The organism is Mycobacterium sp. AMU20-3851, assembly GCF_043974665.1.
In the GTDB taxonomy this organism is placed as follows: Bacteria; Actinomycetota; Actinomycetes; order Mycobacteriales; family Mycobacteriaceae; genus Mycobacterium.
The window spans coordinates 3034270-3056749 of sequence record NZ_CP146371.1 but is presented as its reverse complement, the minus strand read 5'-3'; the positions used below and the strand labels follow the sequence as shown (position 1 = coordinate 3056749).

General features: G+C 69.2%; 20 protein-coding genes. 17 read left to right on the top strand and 3 right to left on the bottom strand.

The window, feature by feature from the left end; all coding sequences use genetic code 11:
- Positions 1-35 precede the first annotated feature (35 nt).
- From V4U86_RS14620 to V4U86_RS14595, 6 genes are all read left to right on the top strand, one after another.
- The gene (locus V4U86_RS14620) at positions 36-569 is read left to right on the top strand and encodes a DUF6676 family protein (RefSeq protein WP_395306704.1); all 534 of its coding nucleotides are present in this window, start codon (positions 36-38) and stop codon (positions 567-569) included.
- A 209-nt stretch (positions 570-778) separates the two neighbouring features.
- Positions 779-2230, top strand: a complete 1452-nt coding sequence (gene ripA, locus V4U86_RS14615) for an NlpC/P60 family peptidoglycan endopeptidase RipA (protein WP_395306703.1) — start codon at positions 779-781, stop codon at positions 2228-2230.
- Between the two features lie 14 nt (positions 2231-2244).
- A complete protein-coding gene (ripB, locus tag V4U86_RS14610; RefSeq protein ID WP_395306702.1) occupies positions 2245-2955 on the top strand; it encodes an NlpC/P60 family peptidoglycan endopeptidase RipB in 711 nt (236 codons plus the stop codon).
- A gap of 135 nt (positions 2956-3090) precedes the next feature.
- Positions 3091-4227, top strand: coding sequence for an AAA family ATPase (locus V4U86_RS14605; RefSeq protein WP_395306701.1), 1137 nt, complete (start codon positions 3091-3093; stop codon positions 4225-4227).
- On the top strand, positions 4224-5174 hold the full coding sequence (locus V4U86_RS14600) for a DUF58 domain-containing protein (protein ID WP_395306700.1): 951 nt from the start codon (positions 4224-4226) through the stop codon (positions 5172-5174). Before V4U86_RS14605 ends, V4U86_RS14600 begins: the two co-directional genes overlap by 4 nt.
- Before the next feature lie 39 nt (positions 5175-5213).
- Positions 5214-6221, top strand: coding sequence for a VWA domain-containing protein (locus V4U86_RS14595; protein WP_395306699.1), 1008 nt, complete (start codon positions 5214-5216; stop codon positions 6219-6221).
- A gap of 3 nt (positions 6222-6224) precedes the next feature.
- On the opposite strand, the gene V4U86_RS14590 is transcribed toward V4U86_RS14595, so the two are convergent.
- Entirely contained in the window at positions 6225-7307 is a 1083-nt protein-coding gene (locus V4U86_RS14590; protein WP_395306698.1) for an aldo/keto reductase, read from the bottom strand.
- A 123-nt stretch (positions 7308-7430) separates the two neighbouring features.
- Between V4U86_RS14590 and V4U86_RS14585 the strand changes: the two genes are divergently transcribed.
- The 4 genes from V4U86_RS14585 to V4U86_RS14570 all read left to right on the top strand — a co-directional run bounded on the left by V4U86_RS14585 (position 7431) and on the right by V4U86_RS14570 (position 11079).
- Positions 7431-8333 carry an AraC family transcriptional regulator gene (locus V4U86_RS14585; protein ID WP_395306697.1) on the top strand — a complete coding sequence of 301 codons (903 nt, stop codon included), beginning with the start codon at positions 7431-7433 and terminating at the stop codon, positions 8331-8333.
- Positions 8334-8412: 79 nt separating this feature from the next.
- Entirely contained in the window at positions 8413-9168 is a 756-nt protein-coding gene (fabG1, locus tag V4U86_RS14580) for a 3-oxoacyl-ACP reductase FabG1 (protein WP_395306696.1), read from the top strand.
- A gap of 38 nt (positions 9169-9206) precedes the next feature.
- The gene (gene inhA, locus V4U86_RS14575; RefSeq protein WP_395306695.1) at positions 9207-10013 is read left to right on the top strand and encodes an NADH-dependent enoyl-ACP reductase InhA; all 807 of its coding nucleotides are present in this window, start codon (positions 9207-9209) and stop codon (positions 10011-10013) included.
- Between the two features lie 4 nt (positions 10014-10017).
- Complete coding sequence (locus V4U86_RS14570) at positions 10018-11079, top strand: ferrochelatase (RefSeq protein ID WP_395306694.1); 1062 nt, start codon at positions 10018-10020, stop codon at positions 11077-11079.
- On the opposite strand, the gene V4U86_RS14565 is transcribed toward V4U86_RS14570, so the two are convergent.
- A complete protein-coding gene (locus V4U86_RS14565; protein ID WP_395306693.1) occupies positions 11045-11893 on the bottom strand; it encodes a hypothetical protein in 849 nt (282 codons plus the stop codon). The genes V4U86_RS14570 and V4U86_RS14565 overlap by 35 nt on opposite strands.
- A 58-nt stretch (positions 11894-11951) precedes the next feature.
- On the opposite strand from V4U86_RS14565, the gene V4U86_RS14560 reads away from it, so the two are divergent.
- From V4U86_RS14560 to V4U86_RS14550, 3 genes are all read left to right on the top strand, one after another.
- Complete coding sequence (locus V4U86_RS14560; RefSeq protein WP_395306692.1) at positions 11952-12383, top strand: NfeD family protein; 432 nt, start codon at positions 11952-11954, stop codon at positions 12381-12383.
- A gap of 41 nt (positions 12384-12424) precedes the next feature.
- A complete protein-coding gene (locus V4U86_RS14555) occupies positions 12425-13636 on the top strand; it encodes an SPFH domain-containing protein (protein ID WP_395306691.1) in 1212 nt (403 codons plus the stop codon).
- A 198-nt stretch (positions 13637-13834) separates the two neighbouring features.
- Positions 13835-15103, top strand: a complete 1269-nt coding sequence (locus V4U86_RS14550; RefSeq protein WP_395306690.1) for a hypothetical protein — start codon at positions 13835-13837, stop codon at positions 15101-15103.
- A 1-nt stretch (position 15104) separates the two neighbouring features.
- Here V4U86_RS14550 and V4U86_RS14545 read toward each other — a convergent pair whose 3' ends face one another.
- Positions 15105-15839: a TVP38/TMEM64 family protein gene (locus V4U86_RS14545; RefSeq protein ID WP_395306689.1), complete on the bottom strand. Its 735-nt coding sequence runs from the start codon at positions 15837-15839 to the stop codon at positions 15105-15107.
- Positions 15840-16012: 173 nt separating this feature from the next.
- Here V4U86_RS14545 and mutA point away from each other — a divergent pair, with 173 nt between their 5' ends.
- From mutA to V4U86_RS14525, 4 genes are all read left to right on the top strand, one after another.
- A complete protein-coding gene (mutA, locus tag V4U86_RS14540; RefSeq protein ID WP_395306688.1) occupies positions 16013-17908 on the top strand; it encodes a methylmalonyl-CoA mutase small subunit in 1896 nt (631 codons plus the stop codon).
- 1 nt (position 17909) lies between these two features.
- On the top strand, positions 17910-20165 hold the full coding sequence (gene scpA, locus V4U86_RS14535; protein WP_395306687.1) for a methylmalonyl-CoA mutase: 2256 nt from the start codon (positions 17910-17912) through the stop codon (positions 20163-20165).
- Positions 20165-21160: a methylmalonyl Co-A mutase-associated GTPase MeaB gene (gene meaB / locus V4U86_RS14530; protein ID WP_395306686.1), complete on the top strand. Its 996-nt coding sequence runs from the start codon at positions 20165-20167 to the stop codon at positions 21158-21160. The genes scpA and meaB overlap by 1 nt, the downstream gene beginning before the upstream one ends.
- Before the next feature lie 105 nt (positions 21161-21265).
- Positions 21266-22426 (top strand): hypothetical protein, encoded by a 1161-nt coding sequence (locus V4U86_RS14525; RefSeq protein ID WP_395306685.1) that lies wholly within the window; start codon positions 21266-21268, stop codon positions 22424-22426.
- Positions 22427-22480 lie beyond the last annotated feature (54 nt).

Below are 22480 nucleotides of genomic sequence, written 5' to 3'. Positions count from 1 at the left end.
CGGCGCTCGCAGTGGGGCGGCGGTACGGTGCCTGTGTGACCGGACCGCACGTACTCCCGCTCATCCCCGGCTATATCCCGCCCGACGTGGACATGAACCTGGTCAAGGCGGAGGTCGCCGACGGCGGTGTCAGCGCACCCGCCGGAGCGGACGTCGAGGGCCTCCGGCAGGTCGTCGCCGACGCCGGCCGGGATGGGATCGATCTCAAGATCGTCGTCATCGAAACCAATCCGCCGATCGACACGCCGCTGCGCGACATCGCCACCGAGGTGGGTACCGCCTACCCCGGATCGACCGTGCTGGCCATCAGCCCGTTCTACGCCGGGACCTACAGCCCGGTCTTTGACCGGGTCACTCTGGAGGCCGGTCAGGACCTGGCTAAAACGGGCGATCCGGTGCAATCTTCGAAGAATTTCGTGGCCGAGTTGCAGACCCCGGACTTTCCGTGGATGCCCTTTACGATCGTCGTTGTTGTCGGCGTTGCGATAGCCGCCGTTTTCACCCGTGTACTGCAGGTTCGCGCCAAGCGAACCGTTGCTGAATCCGGCCCCGCGGCGCCCGCGGAGTAATCGCAGAACCCTTATTGGCGAATTCGAATATCACTATTCGATAACGCTGGATTCAATTACATTCATGTAATTTGTGACTAAAGTTTCTTTAGCGCGTGATGTGACGTACGGTGCAAACAGTGCTCGTGTTGCAGGTGTGATTCCTGTGGCCCCAGACACGTATGTGATGTGCCAACACGTTGGCGTTGAGCCCTAGGAGACCTGGTCGAATGAGACGCACCCCTGGCGCCTCCGCTACCCGGATGTACGGGCGAATCTGCGCGGTACCCCTGTCGATGGGCCTGCTGTTCGCCGCCGCTCTGCCCAACGGCGCGGTGTCGGTTGCCGAACCGGTGGGTCCCGAGGGCGTGGCCGCGCTCGTCGCCGCGGTCGCCGAGGCCAACCAGAAACTGCAGGAGCTCGGCGCCGCCGTGCAGACCGAGCAGGAGAGCGTCAACAAGGCGCTCGTCGGCGTGCAGGATGCGCGTGACGCGGCAGCCGCAGCCGCACAGCAGGTCGAGGCCAGCCATCGCGCGGTGGCCGATGCCAACGCGGCAATCGCGGACGCACAGAAGCGATTCGACACCTACGCCGTCGCCGCCTACGTCAACGGCCCCGCCGCCTCCTACCTGAGCGCCACCGACCCCACCGAGGCGCTGAAGACCGCCGCCGCCGGACAGGCGATGGCGATCAGTTCCCAGCGGGTGATGGACGATCTGCAGCGGGCCCGCACCGAGCAGGTCAACCAGGAGTCCGCGGCGCGCCTGGCCAAGGAGACCGCCGACAAGGCGGCCGCCGACGCGCAATCCAGCCAGGACGCCGCGGTGGCCAGCCTGACCGAAGCGCAGCAGGTCTTCAGGTCCCAACAGGCCGATCTGGACCGACTCAGCGCGGAACGCAGTGCCGCACAGGCGAAATTGGATGCCGCCAGGCCGGTGGCGGCGCCGTCGGGTGCACCGGTGGCCCCGGCACCAGCCGGATCCGGTCAGGTACCGGTCGCGGCCGGACCGGCCGCCGCAGGCGTCAGCGCGGACTGGGACCGCAAGCCCGGGGCGGCAGCGCCAGGCGCGCAGTCCAGCCAGTGGGACCTGACCCTGCCCGCCATCCCGAGCGCGTTCGTCAGCGGCGATCCGATCGCGATCATCAACGCGATCCTCGGTATCGCGCAGACCTCGGCACAGCTCACCGCCGACATGGGCCGCAAGTTCCTGCAGAAGCTCGGCATCCTGCCCACGCCCACCGGCTACACCAACAACGGTGCGATCCCGCGGGTGCACGGTTACCAGGCATCCGAGTACGTCATCAAACGCGCGATGTCCCAGATCGGCGTGCCCTACTCCTGGGGCGGCGGCAACGCCGCGGGTAAGAGCCGGGGCATCGACTCCGGTGCCGGCACAGTCGGTTTCGACTGCTCGGGCCTGGTGCTCTACGCATTCGCGGGCGTGGGCATCAAGCTGCCGCACTACTCCGGATCGCAGTACGACATGGGGCGCAAGATCCCGACCGCGCAGATGCGCCGCGGTGACGTCCTGTTCTGGGGGCCCGGCGGTAGTCAGCACGTCGCCATCTACCTCGGTAACAACCAGATGATCGAGGCCCCCTACACCGGCTCGCACGTGAAGATCTCGCCGGTGCGCACCAGCGGCATGACGCCGCACGCCGTCCGTTACATCGAGTACTGACCGTTGGGAACTCCTTGAACTCCAAACGCTTTCGCAGCCTCAACCGCGTACTGGCCACGCTCGCCCTGGCCGGGGCGATGGCCATCGGCGCCGCTACACCGGCGACCGCGGCGCCCGGGGAATGGGATCCGACGCTGCCGGCCCGTCCGAGTTCGGGTGCGCCCGGGGACCCGGTCGCAATCGCCAATGCGTCCTTCGAGGTGAGCAGGATCGCGCTGGAGACCACCCAGAATCTCGGGTCCAAGTTCCTGCAGTCCATCGGCTTGGCGCCGGCGCCGGCGGCGTCGGCCGGCGGGTTGCCCATGGGTGCCCGGGTCCGCGGACCGCAGGCCATCGAGTACGTCATCCGGCGCGGCGGGTCGCAGCTCGGGGTCCCGTACTCCTGGGGCGGTGGCACCCTCACCGGACCCGGCCCGGGCGTGGACTACGACACCGGCAAGATCGGCTACGACTGCTCGGGCTTCACCCGGTACGCGTTCGCCGGTGTCGGTGTGCAGATCCCGAAGTATTCCGGCGACCAGTACAACGCCGGCCGGCCCATCCAGCCCTCCCAGGCCAAGCGCGGCGACCTGATCTTCTGGGGGCCCGGCGGCAGCCAGCACGTCGCCATCTATCTGGGCGGCGGCAAGATGCTGGAGGCCTCGGGCAGCGCGGACAAGGTGACCGTCAGCCCGTTGCGCACCGCGGGGATGTCGCCCCACCTGGTTCGTATCATCGAGTCCTGACGGCCCGGCACGCGGGCGGGCAACGTCGACGGATTCCGAACTGCCTGGAATAGTTGACGGCGGACGCCCCACCGTTGCGGTGGACGACGGCGAGTACCAGCGAGTTTGGACCGAGCAACCGTGGGAGGAAGCTAGATGACGTCACCGAGTGGGCCGCCGCAGGGCGCCGGAGGCTTTCCAGGCCCCGCCCCGACGCAGGGTTACCCGCCCGGCACGCAGAGCACACCGCCCCCGAGCGCGAACCTGCAGAACGAAGTGCACACCCTGGAACGGGCGATCTTCGAAGTCAAGCGCATCATCGTCGGCCAGGATCAGCTCGTCGAGCGCATGCTCGTCGGCCTGCTCGCCAAGGGCCACGTGCTGCTCGAGGGTGTGCCCGGTGTCGCCAAGACGCTGGCGGTCGAGACCTTCGCCAAGGTTGTCGGCGGCACCTTCGCCCGCATCCAGTTCACTCCCGACCTGGTGCCCACCGACATCGTCGGTACCCGCATCTACCGGCAGGGCAAGGAGGAGTTCGACATCGAACTCGGTCCCGTCGTGGTCAACTTCCTGCTCGCCGACGAGATCAACCGTGCACCGGCGAAGGTTCAGTCGGCACTGCTCGAGGTGATGGCCGAGCGCAAGATCTCCGTCGGCGGCAAGACCTTCCCGCTGCCCAACCCGTTCCTGGTGATGGCCACCCAGAACCCGATCGAGCAGGAAGGCGTCTACCAGCTGCCCGAGGCGCAGCGCGACCGCTTCCTGTTCAAGCTCAACGTCGACTACCCGTCGCCGGAGGAAGAGCGCGAGATCATCTACCGGATGGGCGTGAAACCGCCGGAGCCCAAGCAGATCCTGGACACCGGTGATCTGCTGCGGCTGCAGGAGGTGGCCGCCAACAACTTCGTGCACCACGCGCTGGTCGACTACGTGGTGCGCATCGTCACCGCCACCCGCGAACCGGAGAAGTTCGGTATGCCCGACGCGAAGTCGTGGATCGCCTACGGCGCCTCGCCGCGCGCCTCGCTGGGCATCATCTCGGCTTCCCGCGCGCTGGCGCTGGTGCGTGGCCGCGACTACGTGATCCCGCAGGACGTCGTCGAGGTGATCCCGGATGTGCTGCGGCACCGTCTCGTGCTCACCTACGACGCGCTGGCCGACGAGGTCTCCGCGGAGACGGTGATCAACCGGATCATGCAGACCGTCGGGCTGCCGCAGGTGAATGCGATTCCGCAGCAAGGCCATTCGGCGCCTCCCGGGGTGCCCGCCGCCGCGGCGGCCGGCGGTCGGTGACCGGCACCGGCGGCCGCGCGGTCGATCTGCCCTCGCTCAAGCGCGGCGAGATCCGTGACCCCGCGCTGTCCGCCGCGCTGCGCAAGCTCGAGCTCACGGTCCGCCGCAAGCTCGACGGCGTACTGCACGGCGACCACCTCGGCCTGATCCCGGGTCCCGGCTCCGAGCCGGGGGAGTCCCGGATCTACCAGCCCGGCGACGACGTCCGCCGGATGGACTGGTCGGTGACGGCGCGCACCACCCAGCCGCACGTGCGGCAGATGATCGCCGACCGTGAGCTGGAGACCTGGTTGGTCGTGGACGTGTCGGCCAGCCTCGATTTCGGCACCACCGGCTGCGAGAAGCGGGACCTCGCGGTGGCGGCGGCCGCGGCCATCGCGTTCCTCAACAGCGGCGGCGGCAACCGGATCGGGGCGATCATCTCCAACGGCGACACCACGCGGCGGGTACCGGCGCTGTCCGGTCGCCTGCACGAGCAGGAACTGCTCCGTGCGATCGCCACCACCCCGCAGGCCCCGATGGGGGTGCGCGGGGACCTGGCCGCCGCGATCGACTCGTTGCGCCGGCCGGAACGGCGACGGGGGATGGCGGTGATCATCAGCGACTTCCTCGGACCGATCGACTGGATGCGACCGCTGCGCGCGATCTCCGGTCGCCACGAGGTGCTCGGCATCGAGATCATCGACCCCCGCGACGTGGAACTGCCGGCAGTCGGCGATGTGGTGCTGCAGGACACCGAGTCCGGGGTGACCCGCGAGTTCACCATCGACGAGCAGCTGCGCGACGACTTCGCCCGGGCCGCCGACGCGCACCGCGCCGAGGTCGCCCGGACGCTGCGACGCTGCGACGCACCGCTGCTGACTTTGCGTACCGACCGGGACTGGATCGCCGACGTGGTCCGCTTCGTGGCGAACCGCCGCCGCGGCGCGCTTGCCGGAGGCAGGTAGCCGGGGCATGCCAATCGAGACTGAAATGACTGTGCGCACATGACATTGCCGTTGCTCGGACCGATGACCCTGTCGGGATTCGAACACAAGTGGTTCTTCTTGTTCCTGCTGGTGGTGCTCGGGCTCGTCGGGCTGTACATCATCGTCCAGACGGCCCGGCACAAGCGGATCCTGCGATTCGCGAACATGGAACTGCTGGAGAAGGTGGCGCCCAAACAGCCCACCCGCTGGCGGCATCTGCCGGCCATCCTGCTGGTGGCCGCGCTGCTGTTCCTGACGGTGGCGATGGCGGGGCCCACCCACGACGTCCGCGTCCCGCGCAACCGCGCCGTGGTGATGCTCGTCATCGACGTCTCGCAGTCGATGCGGGCCACCGATGTGGCACCCAGCCGGCTGGTCGCCGCCCAGGAGGCGGCCAAGCAGTTCGCCGACCAGCTGACCCCCGGTATCAACCTCGGGCTGATCGCCTACGCCGGCACCGCCACCGTGCTGGTGTCCCCGACGACCAACCGCGAGGCGACCAAGAACGGCATCGACAAGCTGCAGCTGGCCGACCGCACCGCCACCGGTGAGGGCATCTTCACCGCGCTGCAGGCGATCGCCACCGTCGGCGCGGTGATCGGTGGCGGCGACGAACCGCCACCGGCCCGGGTGGTGCTGATGTCCGACGGCAAGGAGACGGTGCCGTCCAACCCGGACAACCCCAAGGGCGCCTACACCGCGGCGCGGACCGCCAAGGATCAGGGCGTGCCGATCTCGACGGTGTCCTTCGGCACCCCGTACGGCTACGTGGAGATCAACGACCAGCGCCAGCCGGTACCGGTCGACGACGAGATGCTGGGCCGTATCGCCGAACTGTCCGGCGGCGAGGCCTTCACCGCATCCAGCCTGGAACAGCTCAAGGCGGTCTTCAGCTCGCTGCAGCAGCAGATCGGCTACGAGACCATCAAGGGTGACGCCAGCGTCGGCTGGCTGCGGCTGGGTGCGCTGGTGCTCGCCCTGGCCGCGCTGGCATCGCTGCTGATCAACCGCCGCCTGCCCGGTTAGCCGCTAGTACCGCGCGGTCCCGGCCGTCAGCGGCGGGTACTCGCCGGTCGCGGTGCCGTCGACCGTGGTCCCGGCGAACTGCAGCGCCAACCGCAGACCCTCCTCGATCGCGGGCCGGGGCACGTTGCGGGACCGGGACACCGCGTCGAGCCGGCGCAGCTGATCCGCGTCCAGGACCACGTCGAGGCCGGCCAGGTTGCTCTCCAGATGCTCCGGCCGGCGGGCCCCGAGGATCGGCACCACGGTGCCCGGTCGGGACCGCAGCCATGCCAGGGACACCGCCGCCGCGGTGCTGCCGAGTTCGTCGGCGATCTCGGTGACCACATCGATGACCCGGAACTCGTCGTCGTCGGGTGCGCCGACGAACGCGGCCCGCGCGGAATCGCCGACATCGCGGCCGCGCCGGTACTTCCCGGACAGGAACCCGTTGCGCAGCGGGCTCCAGGTCACCAGCGCCAGCGCCTGATCGAGGGCCAGCGGCACCGTCTCGCCCTCCACGTCGCGGGCCAGCAGTGAGTATTCGACCTGCAGCGCGATCAGCGGCGTCCAGGATCGCAGCAGGGCCATGGTCTGCGCCTGTGCGGTCACCCAGGCCGGGATGTTGGAGAAGCCGATGTAGCGGATCTTCCCGGCCCGGACCAGATCGTCGAGGGTGCGCATGGTCTCCTCGATCGGGGTGTGCCGGTCCCAGTTGTGCAGCCAGTACAGGTCCAGGTGATCGGTGCGCAGCCGGCGCAGACTCTGCTCCAGCTGGGTCAGGATGGATCGGCGGCCCGCGCCGCCGCCGTTCGGGTCGCCGGGGGTCATATTGGTGAAGAACTTCGAGGCCACCACCACACGATCCCGCCGGTGCGGGTTCCTCGCGAGGTAGTCGCCGAGGATCTTCTCGGAATGCCCGTTGGTGTAGAAGTTCGCGGTGTCGATGAAGTTCCCGCCGCGCTCGAGGTAGCCGTCGATGATGGACTCGGATTCGTCGACGCTGCAGCCGGCACCACCCGGATCTTCGCCGAATGTCATGGCCCCCAGTGCAAATGGGCTGACTCGCAGTCCGGAACGGCCGAGCGTGAGGTAATGGTCGAGTGTCATGGTGGGCGGCTCCTGGGAAGGTGGATATGACATCTCCATTGCACCGGCCACGCCCGCCCCGACGGTAGTCGAATCCGATCGGACTCTTGCCTGATCCTGCCCGATTCGGCAGGATCGAGCTGCATGCAGGCCGCCTTGGACGAACTGGGCGCACTCATCACCGCCCACAGTCGCCCGGACACGTCCACGACCATCGAGGGCCTGCTGCTGTCCAGCGTCACCGACACCTCGCCGGACTACTCGCTGACCGAGCCGTTGCTGGTCGTGATGGCCCGCGGGGGTAAGCGGTTGCTGCTGGGCGAGCAGATGTTCGAATACCGCGCCGGGGAGATTCTGGTGGTGACCGCCGAGTTGCCGGTCAGCGGGCATTTCCTCGACTGCGGTCCGGACGCCCCCGCACTCGGGGTGGGCCTGGTGCTGCGACCGCCGGCGATCGCCGAACTGCTGCTGCGCGCGCCCGGCGCGCCGGCGCGGCCGGCCGCGGGGCCCGCCATGTCGACGGGCCGGGCCGACCGTGATCTACTCGACGCCGTGCTGCGGCTGGTCCGGCTGTTGGACAGCCCCGGGGACGCCGAGGTGCTGGCTCCGCTGATCGAGCAGGAGATCCTGTGGCGTCTACTGCGCGGTCCGCACGCCGCTGCGCTGGCCGGGATCGGCACCGCCGGCAGTGGGTTGGCACACATCAACCGGACGATCCGGTGGATCCGGGAGAACTACGCCGAACCGCTGCGCGTCGCCGAACTAGCCGCGATGGCCGGGATGAGCTCCTCGGCCTATCACCGCCACTTCCGGGCCGCCACCCGGATGAGCCCGCTGCAGTTCCAGAAACGAATCCGCTTACAGGAGGCCCGCGCACTACTGGTCGGCGCCACCGGCGGGGAGATCGCGCGGATCGGGCATCTGGTCGGCTACGACAGCCCCGCCCAGTTCAGCCGCGAGTACCGGCGCCTGTTCGGCGCGCCGCCCGGCGCCGACGCCGCCCGGTTGGGCGCCCGCCCGGGCACCACGGCCGCCCACCTTCCGTGACAACGAACACGTCCCGCGCCGCGGACACGGCGGCGATGCGATTTCGAGCCGGTGCCGGTCAGACGATAAGTTGGCGGTCATGAGTGACACTGACGCCGCTGCAGCCGCACCCGCCGGCCGTCCGGCCTTCGTCCCGCGTTCGGTCCTGGTCACCGGCGGAAACCGGGGTATCGGTCTGGCCATCGCGCAGCGGCTGGCCGCCGACGGCCACAAGGTGGCGGTGACCCACCGTGGTTCCGGCGCACCCGAGGGTCTGTTCGGCGTGGTGTGTGACGTCACCGACAACGACGCCGTCGACCGTGCCTTCAAGGAGGTCGAGGAGCACCAGGGACCGGTCGAGGTGCTGGTGTCCAACGCCGGGATCTCCAAGGACGCGTTCCTGATGCGGATGACCGAGGAGCGCTTCCAGGAAGTCATCAACGCCAACCTCACCGGAGCCTTCCGGGTGACCCAGCGGGCCTCCCGCAGCATGCAGCGCAAGCGCTTCGGCCGGATCATCTACATCGGGTCGGTGTCGGGTATGTGGGGCATCGGCAACCAGGCGAACTACGCGGCGGCCAAGGCCGGGCTGATCGGCATGGCCCGCTCCATCTCCCGGGAACTGTCCAAGGCCGGCGTCACCGCCAACGTGGTCGCCCCCGGCTACATCGACACCGAGATGACCCGCGCGCTCGACGAGCGGATCCAGGAAGGCGCACTGGAATTCATCCCGGCCAAGCGCGTCGGCACCGCCGAGGACGTGGCCGGTGCGGTCAGCTTCCTGGCCTCCGAGGATGCGGGTTACATCGCCGGCGCGGTCATCCCCGTCGACGGCGGCATGGGCATGGGCCACTAGGCCCCCGAGACACAAGCCAGACACAAGGAGTTCTCACCGTGACATTTCTTCAAGGCAAGCGGATCCTGGTCACCGGGATCATCACCGACAGCTCGATCGCGTTCCACATCGCCAAGCAGGCCCAGGAGGCCGGCGCCGAACTGGTACTCACCGGTTTCGACCGGCTCAAGCTGATCCAGCGGATCGCCGACCGGCTGCCCAAGCCGGCCCCGCTGCTGGAACTGGACGTGCAGAATTCCGAGCACCTGGACTCGCTGGCAGGCCGCATCACCGAGGTCATCGGCGAGGGCAACAAGCTCGACGGTGTCGTGCACTCCATCGGCTTCATGCCGCAGACCGGAATGGGCGTGAACCCGTTCTTCGACGCGCCCTATGAGGACGTCGCCAAGGGCATCCACATCTCGGCCTACTCGTACGCATCGCTGGCCAAGGCGACGCTGCCGGTGCTGAACAGCGGCGGCAGCATCGTCGGCATGGACTTCGACCCGACCCGCGCGATGCCCGCCTACAACTGGATGACGGTCGCCAAGAGCGCCCTGGAATCGGTGAACAGGTTCGTCGCCCGTGAGGCCGGGCCGTTCGGCGTGCGTTCCAATCTCGTTGCGGCAGGGCCGATCCGGACTCTGGCCATGAGTGCGATCGTCGGCGGGGCGCTCGGCGCCGAGGCCGGCGACCAGATGCGTCTGCTGGAGGAGGGCTGGGACCAGCGCGCACCCGTGGGCTGGAACATGAAGGACCCCACCCCGGTCGCCAAGACGGTGTGCGCACTGCTGTCGGACTGGCTGCCGGCCACCACCGGCACCGTCATCTACGCCGACGGCGGCGCCCACACCCAGCTGCTCTAGGCCCATGGCAGCCGACTTCGACGCGCTGCTCCTGCTGTCCTTCGGCGGACCGGAGGGGCCCGAACAGGTGATGCCGTTCCTGGAGAACGTCACCCGGGGCCGCGGCATCCCGCGTGAGCGCCTCGAAGCGGTCGCCGAGCACTACCACCACTTCGGCGGAGTGTCGCCGATCAACGGGATCAACCGGGCGCTGATCGAGCAGATCGAGTCCGTACTGGCCGACCGGGGAACGGACCTGCCGGTCTACTTCGGCAACCGGAACTGGGAGCCCTTCGCCGAAGACGCCGTTGTCACCATGCGGGACAACGGCGTTCGGCGTGCGGCGGTATTCGCCACCTCGGCATGGGGCGGTTACTCCGGCTGCGCGCAGTATCAGGAGGACATCACCCGGGCCCGCGCCGCGGCGGGGGAGTCCGCGCCCGAGTTGGTGAAGCTGCGGCAGTTCTTCGACCACCCGTTGTTCGTGCAGATGTTCGCCGACGCGGTGGCCGACGCCGCCGCGACGCTGCCCGCGGATCTGCGGGCGCAGGCCCGGCTGGTGTTCACCGCGCACTCGATACCGTTGCGCGCGGCATCGCGCTGCGGAACCGACCTCTACGAGCGGCAGGTCGGCTACGCGTCCCGACTGGTGGCCTCGGCCGCCGGCTACGACGACTTCGACCTGGTCTGGCAGTCCCGTTCCGGTCCGCCGCAGGTGCCGTGGCTGGAACCGGACGTCGGCGATCATCTGACCGACCTGGTTGCCCGGGGTGTCGAGGCGGTGATCGTGTGCCCCGTCGGCTTCGTCGCCGATCACATCGAGGTGGTGTGGGATCTCGACAACGAACTCGCCGAACAGGCCGAGGCCGCCGGTGTGGCGCTGGCCCGGGCCATCACACCGAATGCGCAGCGCCGCTTCGCCGAACTGGTGGTGGCGCTGATGGACGAACAGCGGCTCGGGCTGGAACCGGCCAGAGTCGCGGCCCCGCAACCTGTTCCGGGTTACGGCAGCAGCGTCAACGGGGCCTTCTGCACGCCGGACTGCGAACCGGTCAGCGCCGCCAGGCCGAATACAGAATCGCGCTGATCGCGGCCAGTCGCGCGGTGCGGACCACCGAGGCCAACGGGCGCAGGGTGTCCGATGCGATGGCGATCTCCGAACTGGTCTGCAGCCCGATCGGCATCAGCCCGGAACTGGCGGTGATGATCGCGTCGACGTGTGCCGCGTTCTCCAGGACCCGGGCCGCGCGTTCGGGTGCGTGATCGGGCAGCCGGTGCAGCCGGGTCGCTTCCAGGAGTTGCTCGACCATGCCGCGCGGATCGTCGATGTCGGCGGCGCTGACGCTGGCGCTCAGCGCGCCGAGCGCGTCGGCGGCCGACCGCACGGCCGAGCGCAGCGAGTATTCGGCCTCACCCAGGTCGGCGTGCTCGACGAAGGCCGGCCCGGAGACCGAGTACACCGTCCAGGCCAACGACACCGGGTCCGGTTCGAAGTCCGGATCGTCGACGTCCTCGTAGATGTATTCGGGCACCATGCCGACCGAACGGGCCGGGTCCTGGCCGACGATGATGGCCTCGCCCATGGTGATCGCGTCGCGCTGGAACTGGGTGTCCGGTGGCAGACCGCGGACGTCACCCGGTACCGGCAGCACCAGCGCGAGCGCCGGCGCGCCGTTGGGTGCCCCGGCGGCGGTGCGCATGGTCTGCAGCAGCGACATCGTGCCGGAGTGGTCCAGGTCGGGCCACGGCAGGCCGGTTGAACCCGCCGCCACCGAGTCGTACGCGGTCACGGAATGCTTTGGCGCCCACTGCGATAGCGCGTCGAGCACGTCATCGGGCGCGGCGGCACCAGCGAGCCAGGCATTGACCCAGACCGTCAGCGAAGCACTCGGACACCACATAGTTTCCGCAGTGTAGTTGTCGGTCGCAGATACGGCCGTATTCGCTAGGCTGACACGTATGCCCGCGTGGATCTGGCTGGTCGCAGCACTGGGACTGGCAGGAGCAGAAGCCCTGACCGGTGACCTGTTCCTGCTCATGCTCAGCGGCGGTGCGCTGGTGGCGGCCGGCACCGGCTTCCTCTTCGACTGGCCGATCTGGGCGGACGGCGCCGTCTTCCTGGTGGTCTCGGTGTTGCTGCTGGTGCTGGTCCGGCCCGCGCTGCGCCGCAAGATGGAGTCCGGGAAGGGCCTGCCGGAGCCGGTCAAGGCTCTGGAGGGCAAGGCCGCCCTGGTGCTGGCGCAGGTGTCCCGGCACGAAGGCCAGGTCAAACTCGACGGCGAGGTATGGACGGCACGTCCTCTCAACGACGACGATGTCTTCTTGCCGGGCGACCACGTCACCGTCATGCACATCGACGGGGCGACGGCGGTGGTGTACCGGACGATCTGAGCCGATCGAGCAGTCGATATGGATGTGGGAGGGGAGTCTTCATGGATGGTGCTGTCGTAGGTCTCGTGCTGTTCGTGGTCCTGGTGATCTTCGCGGTGGTGGTGGTCGCCAAATCGGTGGCGCTGATCCCGCAGGCCGAAGCCGCGGTCATCGAGCGACTCGGCCGGTACAGCAAGACCGTCTCGGGACAGCTGACTCTCTTGGTGCCCTTCATCGACAAGATCCGCGCGCGGGTGGATCTGCGTGAGCGGGTGGTGTCCTTTCCCCCGCAGCCGGTGATCACCGAGGACAACCTGACGGTCAACATCGACACCGTCGTGTACTTCCAGGTGACCAACCCGCAGGCCGCGGTCTACCAGATCAGCAACTACATCGTCGGCGTCGAGCAGCTCACCACCACCACGTTGCGCAACGTGGTCGGCGGCATGACGCTGGAGCAGACGCTGACCTCGCGCGACTCGATCAACGGCCAGTTGCGCGGTGTGCTCGACGAGGCCACCGGCCGGTGGGGGTTGCGGGTGGCCCGGGTCGAACTGCGCAGCATCGATCCGCCGCCGTCCATCCAGGACTCGATGGAGAAGCAGATGCGCGCCGACCGCGAGAAGCGCGCGATGATCCTGACCGCCGAGGGCAGCCGGGAGGCCGCGATCAAACAGGCCGAAGGGCAGAAGCAGGCCCAGATCCTGGCGGCCGAGGGCGCCAAGCAGGCTGCGATCCTGGCCGCCGAGGCGGAAAGGCAGTCCCGGATGCTGCGGGCCCAGGGTGAGCGCGCCGCGCAGTACCTGAAGGCCCAGGGTGAGGCGAAGGCGATCGAGAAGACCTTCGCGGCGATCAAGGCGGGGCGGCCGACTCCGGAGATGCTCGCCTACCAGTACCTGCAGACGCTGCCCGAAATGGCCAAGGGCGAGGCCAACAAGGTGTGGCTGGTGCCCAGCGATTTCGGATCGGCGCTGGAGGGGTTCACCAAGATGCTGGGGGCCCCGGGCTCCGACGGCGTGTTCCGGTACACCCCGTCCCCGGTCGAGGAGGACCTGCCCAAACCCGAGGACGACTCCGACGAGGTCGCCGACTGGTTCAGCACCGAGACTGATCCGAAGATCGCGCAGGCGGTGGCCCGCGCCGAGGCCGAGGCGCGCGCGACCACGCCGCCCATCGGTTCGGCGCCCCCGGTCCCGCTGGAGGCCCGATCCGAGACACCGGAGTTGGACGGGCCCGCGGCGCCACCGCCGGGCGGTTCGCACCGCGCCCCGTAACGCGGGGTCGCCGGTCTCCGATACAACCCGCGGTCGGGTATTCGGCATCGAAGACGTCACGTCGGTTGACGGTGTCGAACATTTTTCCTGCCGTTGGGCGTTTCGACGTGGTCTAATGGCATATTGACAATTTGCTGACGCGGGACAGGGTTCTTTGCCGGTGCTGATGGGGAATGGCGACGATATGACAGGGACGCTGTGACTACCGCATGCGTGCGCTGCGCCGTGGGCGCGGGCGTGCTTTCGGCAATGCTCCTGGCCGGCGGTCCACCCGTCGCGTTCGCCGACCCCGATTCCGACGGCGGTTCCACGACGTCGACCGGCCAGAGCCAGGACACCAGCCCGGCCTCGGGCACCGAGTCCTCGACCGGCGAATCCGGTTCGGCGACGCCGGGCGCCGTCCGCCCCCGGTTCGACCTGCGCAGCTCGATCCGCGACACCCTGCGGGAGGTCCGGGGGGTACGGGGCACCGTGAAAGCCCGTACCGCGCAGTCCGGCGAGGAGTTGGTCGCACCCGAGCTGGTGCCGCCCTCCGATGCCGTCGTCACTGAGCCCGACGGTGCCGGACAGACCGCGCCGGCACAAGCCGGGTCCGACCAGCCCGCCGGCACCGGCTCGGTCACCCCGGTGTCCCAGCCGGTGGCCCCGGCACCGAAACGGCCCACGGCGCCGTTGTCCTACGACAAGCTGCCCGAGGTCGCGGCCACCGTCGGCAATACCGTTGCCGCGGTGCTCAATTCGACCCAGCAGTCGGTGTCGGCGGTGCCCGCGCTGCTGATCGGGCTGCCCACCTCCAGCACCCCGGTCACCGACGTGATCAGCACGTTGGAGTTCATGCTCACCTCGGTGAACACCTCCGTCAACACCATCGCTGCGCTGCCCGGTGAGCTCAGCGCCCTGATGGATGTCACCGCGCAGCCCGGCGTGGTCGCCGGTTTCGTTCCCGAGACACGGCCGTCGGTGCCGCTCGCTCCCGTCGACCTGCCGTCGTTGATGGTCCCGCAGCAGCTCGTCGAGAGTTCCCTGTGGACTGCTCCGGCGCTGACCGCGGCCGAGGCGCCGGCACTGCCGGCCGTCGCGTCGACACTGTCCCGCCGGATCGCCCCGCTGCCCGATGCGCCGCTCGGCGTCAGCGGCCTGACCGCATCGGGAGCCCCGGAGTCCTTCCTGGACCGGGCGGTCAGCACGCTGCTGGTGCCCATCTCGATCGCCGCCCTGGCCGCCGTGGCGCTGCCCGGGGTCGGCGGCCTGCTCGTGATCTGTGCTCTCGGCATCCGGATCGGATACCGCCAGGCCAAGGCCGGCTGGGCGATCCACGTCGCGGGTATCGGGCGCTTCGCCGGGTCGGGCCCGCTGGGCGTGGTGCGCTCCGGTTCGATGGTGTCGCTGCACGTGTCGCGGGGCGCCCGCGCCGAGAAGAAGCCCGCGCTGCGGCTGGTCGAACGCTCGCTGGAGCAGGCCGCCTGACTCAGCCTTTGACGGCGGGTTTCTGGTCCGCCATCCGCCGCGCATGCGTGCGGCGGTGGGCGCGCAGTTCGTAGATCAGTCCGGCCAGTCCGAGACTCGCGGTGCAGGCCGACACCAGCAGCAGTAGGGGACTGATGTTGCCGGTGAGGGCGTCACCCAGAATGACCACGGCGGCGGTACCGGGGAAGACTCCGATCAGCGTGGCCACCGTGTAGGGCAGTACCCGCACCGCAGAGGCGCCCGCCGCGTAGTTCAGCACCGCGAACGGCACCGCCGGGATCATCCGCATCGACAGCACCGTCACCCAACCGCGCTCCCGCAGCCTGCTGTCCAGCGACTCCACCCGAGGGTGCAGCGTCAGCCTGCTGAGCTGCCACCCCACGGCCCGCACCAGGAGCACGGCCAGGACCGCACTGAGGGTGCTGGCCGCGACGGCGATGCTCACCCCCAGCAGCGGGCCGAACAGCAACCCGGCCGCGAGGGTGAACGCGGTGCGCGGGAACGGGAAGACCGTCATCACGGTGTGGGCGGCGAAGAAGGCGAGGGGAAACCACGGTCCGGCGGCGGTGGCCCAGTCGCGCAGTTGCACGGCACTGGGCAGCGGGACCAGTACGGCGACTGCGACGAGAATCACAATCGCGGTGAGGATGGCCAGTGCCCGGCGCGGCGGTAACTGGGCGGCTGTCGACGTCACTGCGGCCCAGACCGTGCGCAACGTGGTGACGACGGGTTTCACGTCTCCCAACCCTACGGTGCGCCGAGCGGGTGTGCCCACAACGCTACTGCTCAGTAGCTTCCGACCGCCGTACGCTGCTGCGATGCCGATCATTTAGCCTGTGGTGAAAGCGGCCTCACACAGGTGGCTAATCTAACTAAGTCAGACAACGCTTCAGACCCCAGGAGTCGCGAGTGTCCCCGAGCGTCATTGAATCGGATCGCGAGCGCTGGCGCTCGGGTGTGGCCGGCGTATTGGCGAAGAGCCTGCGCCGAGACATCGCGGATCTGCCCGCCGAGCCGGAACGTCTGCTCGACTCACCGACCTATGAGGGTTTCCCGGTGCGGCCGCTCTACACCGCGCTCGACGCGGTACCGGAGTCGCCGCTGCCCGGCCAGTGGCCGTTCGCCCGCGGTGGTGACGCACACCGCGACGTGCTGAGCGGATGGAAGGTCGCCGAGCAGTTCCCGCTCGCCGCATCCGGTACCACCGAAGCCAACGGGGCACTGCTGCTCGCCCTCACCGAGGGCACCAGCGCACTGATCCTGCGCGTCGGGGGCGGGGCGAGCGAAGCGACGGGGAGGGGATCAGCCGATCACACGATCCCGGCCGCCGAACTGGACCGCCTGCTCGACGGCGTCTACCTCGACCTCGTGCCGGTGATCCTGGACGCCGGCGCCGACTACGTGGCAGCCGCCGACGCGGTGCTGCCACTGATCGCCGACTTCGACGCCGACCGGCGGTCCCGGCTGTCGCTGGACCTCGGCGCCGATCCGCTCACCGCGGCGCTGAGCGGCCGCGCCGCCCCGTCCATCGACGAGGTCACCGCGGTCGCCACCCGCACCGCCGGGCAGGCCGGAGTGCGGGCCGTCACCGTCGACGGGCCGGCGCTGCACAATCTCGGCGCCAGCGCCTCCTGGGAACTGGCCGCTGCCATCGCGGCCGGGGTGAGCTACCTGCGCCGGCTGACCGCCGGCGGGCTGTCGGTATCGGATGCGCTGGGCCAGATCAGCTTCCGGTTCGCCGCCGACGACGACCAGTTCATGACGATCGCCAAGTTGCGCGCCGCACGCAAGGTGTGGGCCCGGGTGGCCGACGTGGCCGGTGCCCCCGACGCCGGTGCGGCGGTGCTGCACGCGGTCACCTCCGCGCCGATGATGTCCCAGCGCGACCCGTGGGTGAACATGCTGCGCACCACGCTGGCGGCGTTCGCGGCCGGTGTCGGCGGGGCCGACACCGTTGCCGTGCAGCCGTTCGATGCCGCAATCCCTGGTGGATTGCCCGGCACCGCAACCACTTTCAGCCGACGCATCGCGCGCAACACCCAACTGCTGCTGCTCGAGGAATCGCATCTGGGTCGCGTGCTGGACCCGGCCGCCGGATCCTGGTTCGTCGAGGACCTCACCGCACAGCTGGCCGAGCAGGCCTGGGCGCATTTCCAGGAGCTGGAGTCGCGCGGCGGGTTCGTCGAGGCCCAGGATCACCTGGCCGCGCAGATCGCGCAGGTGCGGGAGAAGCGTGCCGACGACATCGCGCACCGTAAGACCTCGCTGACCGGCGTGAACGAGTTCCCTAATCTGGCCGAGCAACCGCTCGAGCGTGCCGAGGAGGCCGACGGAGATTATCAGGGCGTCTACCGCTACGCGGCCGGGTTCGAGGCCCTGCGCGACCGGTCGGACGCCTACCTGGCCCAGCACGGCAAGCGCCCGCAGGTGGCGCTGCTGCCATTGGGTCCGTTGGCCGAGCACAACATCCGCACCACGTTCGCGGCGAACCTACTGGCCTCGGGCGGCATCGAGGCCGTCAACCCCGGCACCGTCGACGCGACCGGTGTGGCCGCCGCGCTCGAAGAGCTTCCGGCCGGGCACAAGGCGGTGGTCATCTGCGGCACCGACGCCCGGTACGGCACCGAGGCCGAGGCGGTGGTGGCCGCCGCGCGGGATGCCGGCGTCACCCACATCTACCTGGCCGGCCCGGAGAAGGCTTTGCCAGATGCCGGGGAGGGTTCAGCTCGCCCCGACGAATACCTGACCGCAAAGATCAACGCCGTCGAGGCGCTGGCGACCCTGCTCACCCGATTGGGGGCCTGATATGACTGCCACCGAACCGAGCGTGATCGGCAGCTTCGCCGACGTCCCGCTGAACGGGGAGAGCACGCCCGCTGCCCCCACCGCCGAGGCCGCCGCCGAGTTGACCGCCGTCGCCGCCGCCGCGCACGGCTACACCCCCGAGCAGCTGGTGTGGTCCACCCCCGAGGGTATCGACGTCAAGCCGGTCTACACCGGCGCCGACCGGGACGAGGCGGTTGCCGCCGGTTACCCGCTGGACAGCTTCCCCGGCGACGCGCCGTTCATCCGCGGGCCGTACCCGACGATGTATGTCAACCAGCCGTGGACCATCCGGCAGTACGCCGGATTCTCCACCGCCGCCGAGTCCAACGCGTTCTACCGCCGCAACCTGGCCGCCGGCCAGAAGGGCCTGTCGGTGGCGTTCGACCTCGCCACCCACCGCGGCTACGACTCCGATCACCCCCGCGTCGCCGGCGACGTCGGCATGGCCGGGGTGGCCATCGACTCGATCCTGGACATGCGCCAGCTGTTCGACGGGATCGACCTGGGCAGCGTCTCGGTGTCGATGACCATGAACGGCGCGGTGCTGCCGATCCTGGCGCTCTACGTGGTGGCCGCCGAGGAGCAGGGGGTGCCGCCGGAGAAGCTGGCCGGGACCATCCAGAACGACATCCTCAAAGAGTTCATGGTCCGCAACACCTACATCTACCCGCCCAAGCCCTCGATGCGGATCATCTCCGACATCTTCGGCTACACCAGCGCGAAGATGCCGAAGTTCAACAGCATCTCGATCTCGGGCTACCACATCCAGGAGGCCGGCGCGACCGCCGATCTGGAGCTCGGCTACACCCTGGCCGACGGTGTGGAGTACATCAAGGCCGGCCTGGACGCCGGGCTGGACATCGACAAGTTCGCGCCCCGGCTGAGCTTCTTCTGGGGCATCGGGATGAACTTCTTCATGGAGGTCGCCAAGCTGCGCGCGGGCCGCCTGCTGTGGAGCGAGCTGGTATCGCAGTTCGACCCGAAGAGCTCGAAATCGCTGTCCCTGCGCACACATTCGCAGACCTCGGGATGGTCGCTGACGGCGCAGGATGTCTTCAACAACGTCGCGCGCACCTGCGTGGAGGCGATGGCGGCCACCCAGGGCCACACCCAGTCACTGCACACCAACGCCCTCGACGAGGCGCTGGCGCTGCCGACCGACTTCTCCGCGCGCATCGCCCGCAACACCCAGCTGGTGCTGCAGCAGGAGTCGGGCACCACCCGGCCGATCGATCCGTGGGGCGGCTCGTACTACGTCGAGTGGCTGACCCACCAGCTGGCCGAGAAGGCCCGCGGCCACATCCGCGAGATCGCCGAGCACGGCGGCATGGCGCAGGCCATCAACGAGGGCATCCCGAAGATGCGCATCGAGGAGGCGGCCGCCCGCACCCAGGCGCGTATCGACTCCGGTGTGCAGGCGCTGATCGGCGTGAACAAGTACCAGGTCGCCGAGGACCAGGAGATCGAGGTCCTCAAGGTCGAGAACAGCCGGGTGCGTGCCGAGCAGCTGGCCAAGCTGGAACGGCTGCGCGCCGAGCGGGACGAGGATGCGACGCAATCCGCGCTGGCTGAATTGACCCGCGCCGCAGGGGAAAACGTCTCGGCCGGTGAGGATGGGCTGGGCAACAACCTGATGGCGCTGGCCATCAACGCGGCCCGGGCGCACGCCACCGTCGGTGAGATCTCCGATGCCCTGGAAAAGGTGTACGGCCGGCATGTGGCCGAGATCCGGACCATCTCCGGGGTGTATCGCGATGAGGTCGGGAAGGCTGGAAACGTGGGTACCGCAACGGATCTGGTGGAGCGCTTCGCCGAGGCCGACGGTCGCCGCCCGCGCATCCTGGTCGCCAAGATGGGCCAGGACGGCCACGACCGCGGCCAGAAGGTGATCGCCACCGCGTTCGCCGACATCGGCTTCGACGTGGACGTCGGCTCGCTGTTCTCCACGCCCGACGAGGTGGCCCGTCAGGCCGCGGACAACGACGTGCATGTGGTCGGGGTGTCCTCGCTGGCGGCCGGGCACCTGACCCTGGTGCCCGCGCTGCGGGATGCGCTGGCCGAGGTGGGGCGACCGGACATCATGGTCGTCGTCGGTGGCGTCATCCCGCCGGGCGATTTCGACGAGCTCTACGAGGCCGGAGCCACGGCGATCTTCCCGCCCGGCACCGTGATCGCCGATGCCGCCGTCGGATTGCTCAACAAGCTGGCCGAACGACTCGGTTACGACCTGACTTGATGAGCCGCCCGGACCTCGCACCCGCGGAACTGGCTTCGGCACTGCGCAATGGAGACCGCTCCGCGCTGGCCCGGGCCATCACCCTGGTCGAGTCGACCCGGCCGGATCACCGGCAGCGGGCCCAGGAACTGCTGCTCGAGCTCATGCCCGAGGCCGGCAGCGCCCAGCACATCGGTATCACCGGCGTGCCCGGGGTCGGCAAATCCACCACGATCGAGGCGCTCGGCATGCACCTCATCGAGCGCGGGCACCGGGTCGCGGTGCTCGCGGTGGATCCGTCCTCGACGCGCACCGGGGGATCGATTCTCGGTGACAAGACGAGAATGGCCCGGCTCGCAGTACATCCGGACGCCTACATCCGGCCGTCCCCGACCTCGGGGACACTCGGTGGGGTGGCCCGCGCGACGCGGGAGACGATCGTCCTGCTGGAGGCCAGCGGTTTCGACGTCATCCTGGTCGAGACCGTCGGCGTCGGACAGTCCGAGGTGACGGTCTCGGACATGGTGGACACCTTCGTCTTCCTCACCCTGGCCCGCACCGGAGATCAGTTGCAGGGCATCAAGAAGGGTGTCCTGGAGTTGGCCGACATCGTGGTGGTGAACAAGGCCGACGGTGAACACGCCGTCGAGGCCAAGGCGGCCGCGCGGGAACTGGCCGGGGCCCTGCGTCTGATCTATCCGCGCGAGACACTCTGGCGGCCACCGGTTCTCACGATGAGCGCATTGACCGGCGATGGCCTGGCCGAGCTGTGGGAGACCGTCGAAAAACACACTGAAACACTCAAGACGGCGGGGGAGTTCGAGGCCCGTCGGCGTACCCAACAGGTCAACTGGACCTGGGCGATGGTCCGGGACGAGGTGCTCGACCGGGTGCTCGGCAATCCAGGGGTGAAGAGCATGCGTTCGGAGGTGGAGCGCAAGGTCCGCGAAGGGGAGTTGACCCCGGCGTTGGCGGCCCAGGCGATCCTGGAGGCCGCGGACCAGCCGCCCGCCTGAATCTCGCCCGGGGTTGTGCGCCCGATGAACGGGTGCGGCAAGATTGCGTTTCAGCTGGACAGCAAGCATCATTCGACTCGTCGGACCGCTCGGGAGGTTTCAGGGGTGACCCGCATCTTTCTTTCCACCTGGGGGCAGAACGACAACATCGGGGATTCGATACTGCGGCGCGGCCTGCTACGCACCTTCCAGGGGATCGACGGGGTGCAGTTGCACGTCCATGTGGGGCGGCGGGAACCGGGTGAGTACAACGACGAGGGCTACCTGTCGGCACTGCACCTGCGCGGCGACGAGATCCTGCACGACCGCACCGTCGACTGGCTCAGGGCAGCGTCGACGAGTGTGTTCGCCGAGCGCACCATCATGGTGCTGCCGGCCGGGGAGATCGTCTACCCCAAGGTGGGCCGCTCGCTGACCGGGGTGGGCAATCTGGTGTTGGCACTGGCGCCGCGGCTGCGGGGCGGCACCGCGCTGCAGGTCGGGGCCGGTGTGCGGCTTTCGTCGGTCGGCGCGAAGGCCGCGCAGCGCCGGGGCGCAAATGTGACCGTGCCGTTCACCGAGCGGCTTTCGCGACGGACGATGGCGATGGTGGCGTGGCGCGATCCGGCCACCCGGGCCGCGTTCGGACTCGGCGATCTGCTCCCGGACTGGGCGTTCGGCGAAGGCGATGATCCGCTCGACGGCGGCCTGGGGCCGGCGCCGGCCGAGCGAGAGCTGCTGGCAGTCTCCACCCGGTGGGATCGCGGCATGCTCAGCGACGAGAAGATCGCCCTGCTCCGCAGGCTGGCAGACCGGCACGGTCTGCGGCTGCAGGTCTACAGCCAGGTGCGTCGCGACCGTGAACACTGTGAGCGGCTCGCTGCTGCGCTGCATCCCGGCACCGAGGCGGTGCTGTTCGCCGACCAGACGCACGCCGAGTGGGAGCGCGAGGTTCGGGCGCTGCACCGCAGATCGGCACTGGTGGCCAGCGACCGTGCGCACGCGCTCATCATCGGTGCGACCGAGGGTGCGATCCCCGTGGTCGTCTCGAACTGGACCGCCGTGAAGCCCATCGAGACGCTGCGCGCCGGCGGAATCTGTGTGCCGGCGGACGCGGAGTCCGTCGACGGTGCGGTCGAGGATTACGTCGCCACCCAGCTGGCCGATGTCTCGTCGATCGAGCGGTCCGTGGTGGCGGCGCGCCAGCAGATTAGCGACGCCAGGACCCGGCTCCGGGAAGTCGTCGAAAAAGGTGCGTCAGCACCGGTTACCAGCAACGCAATTTGAGGTGTGGGCCAGATCGGGAAGGCCGGTGAACCGCCGCATTTCCGCCGGTCGGCG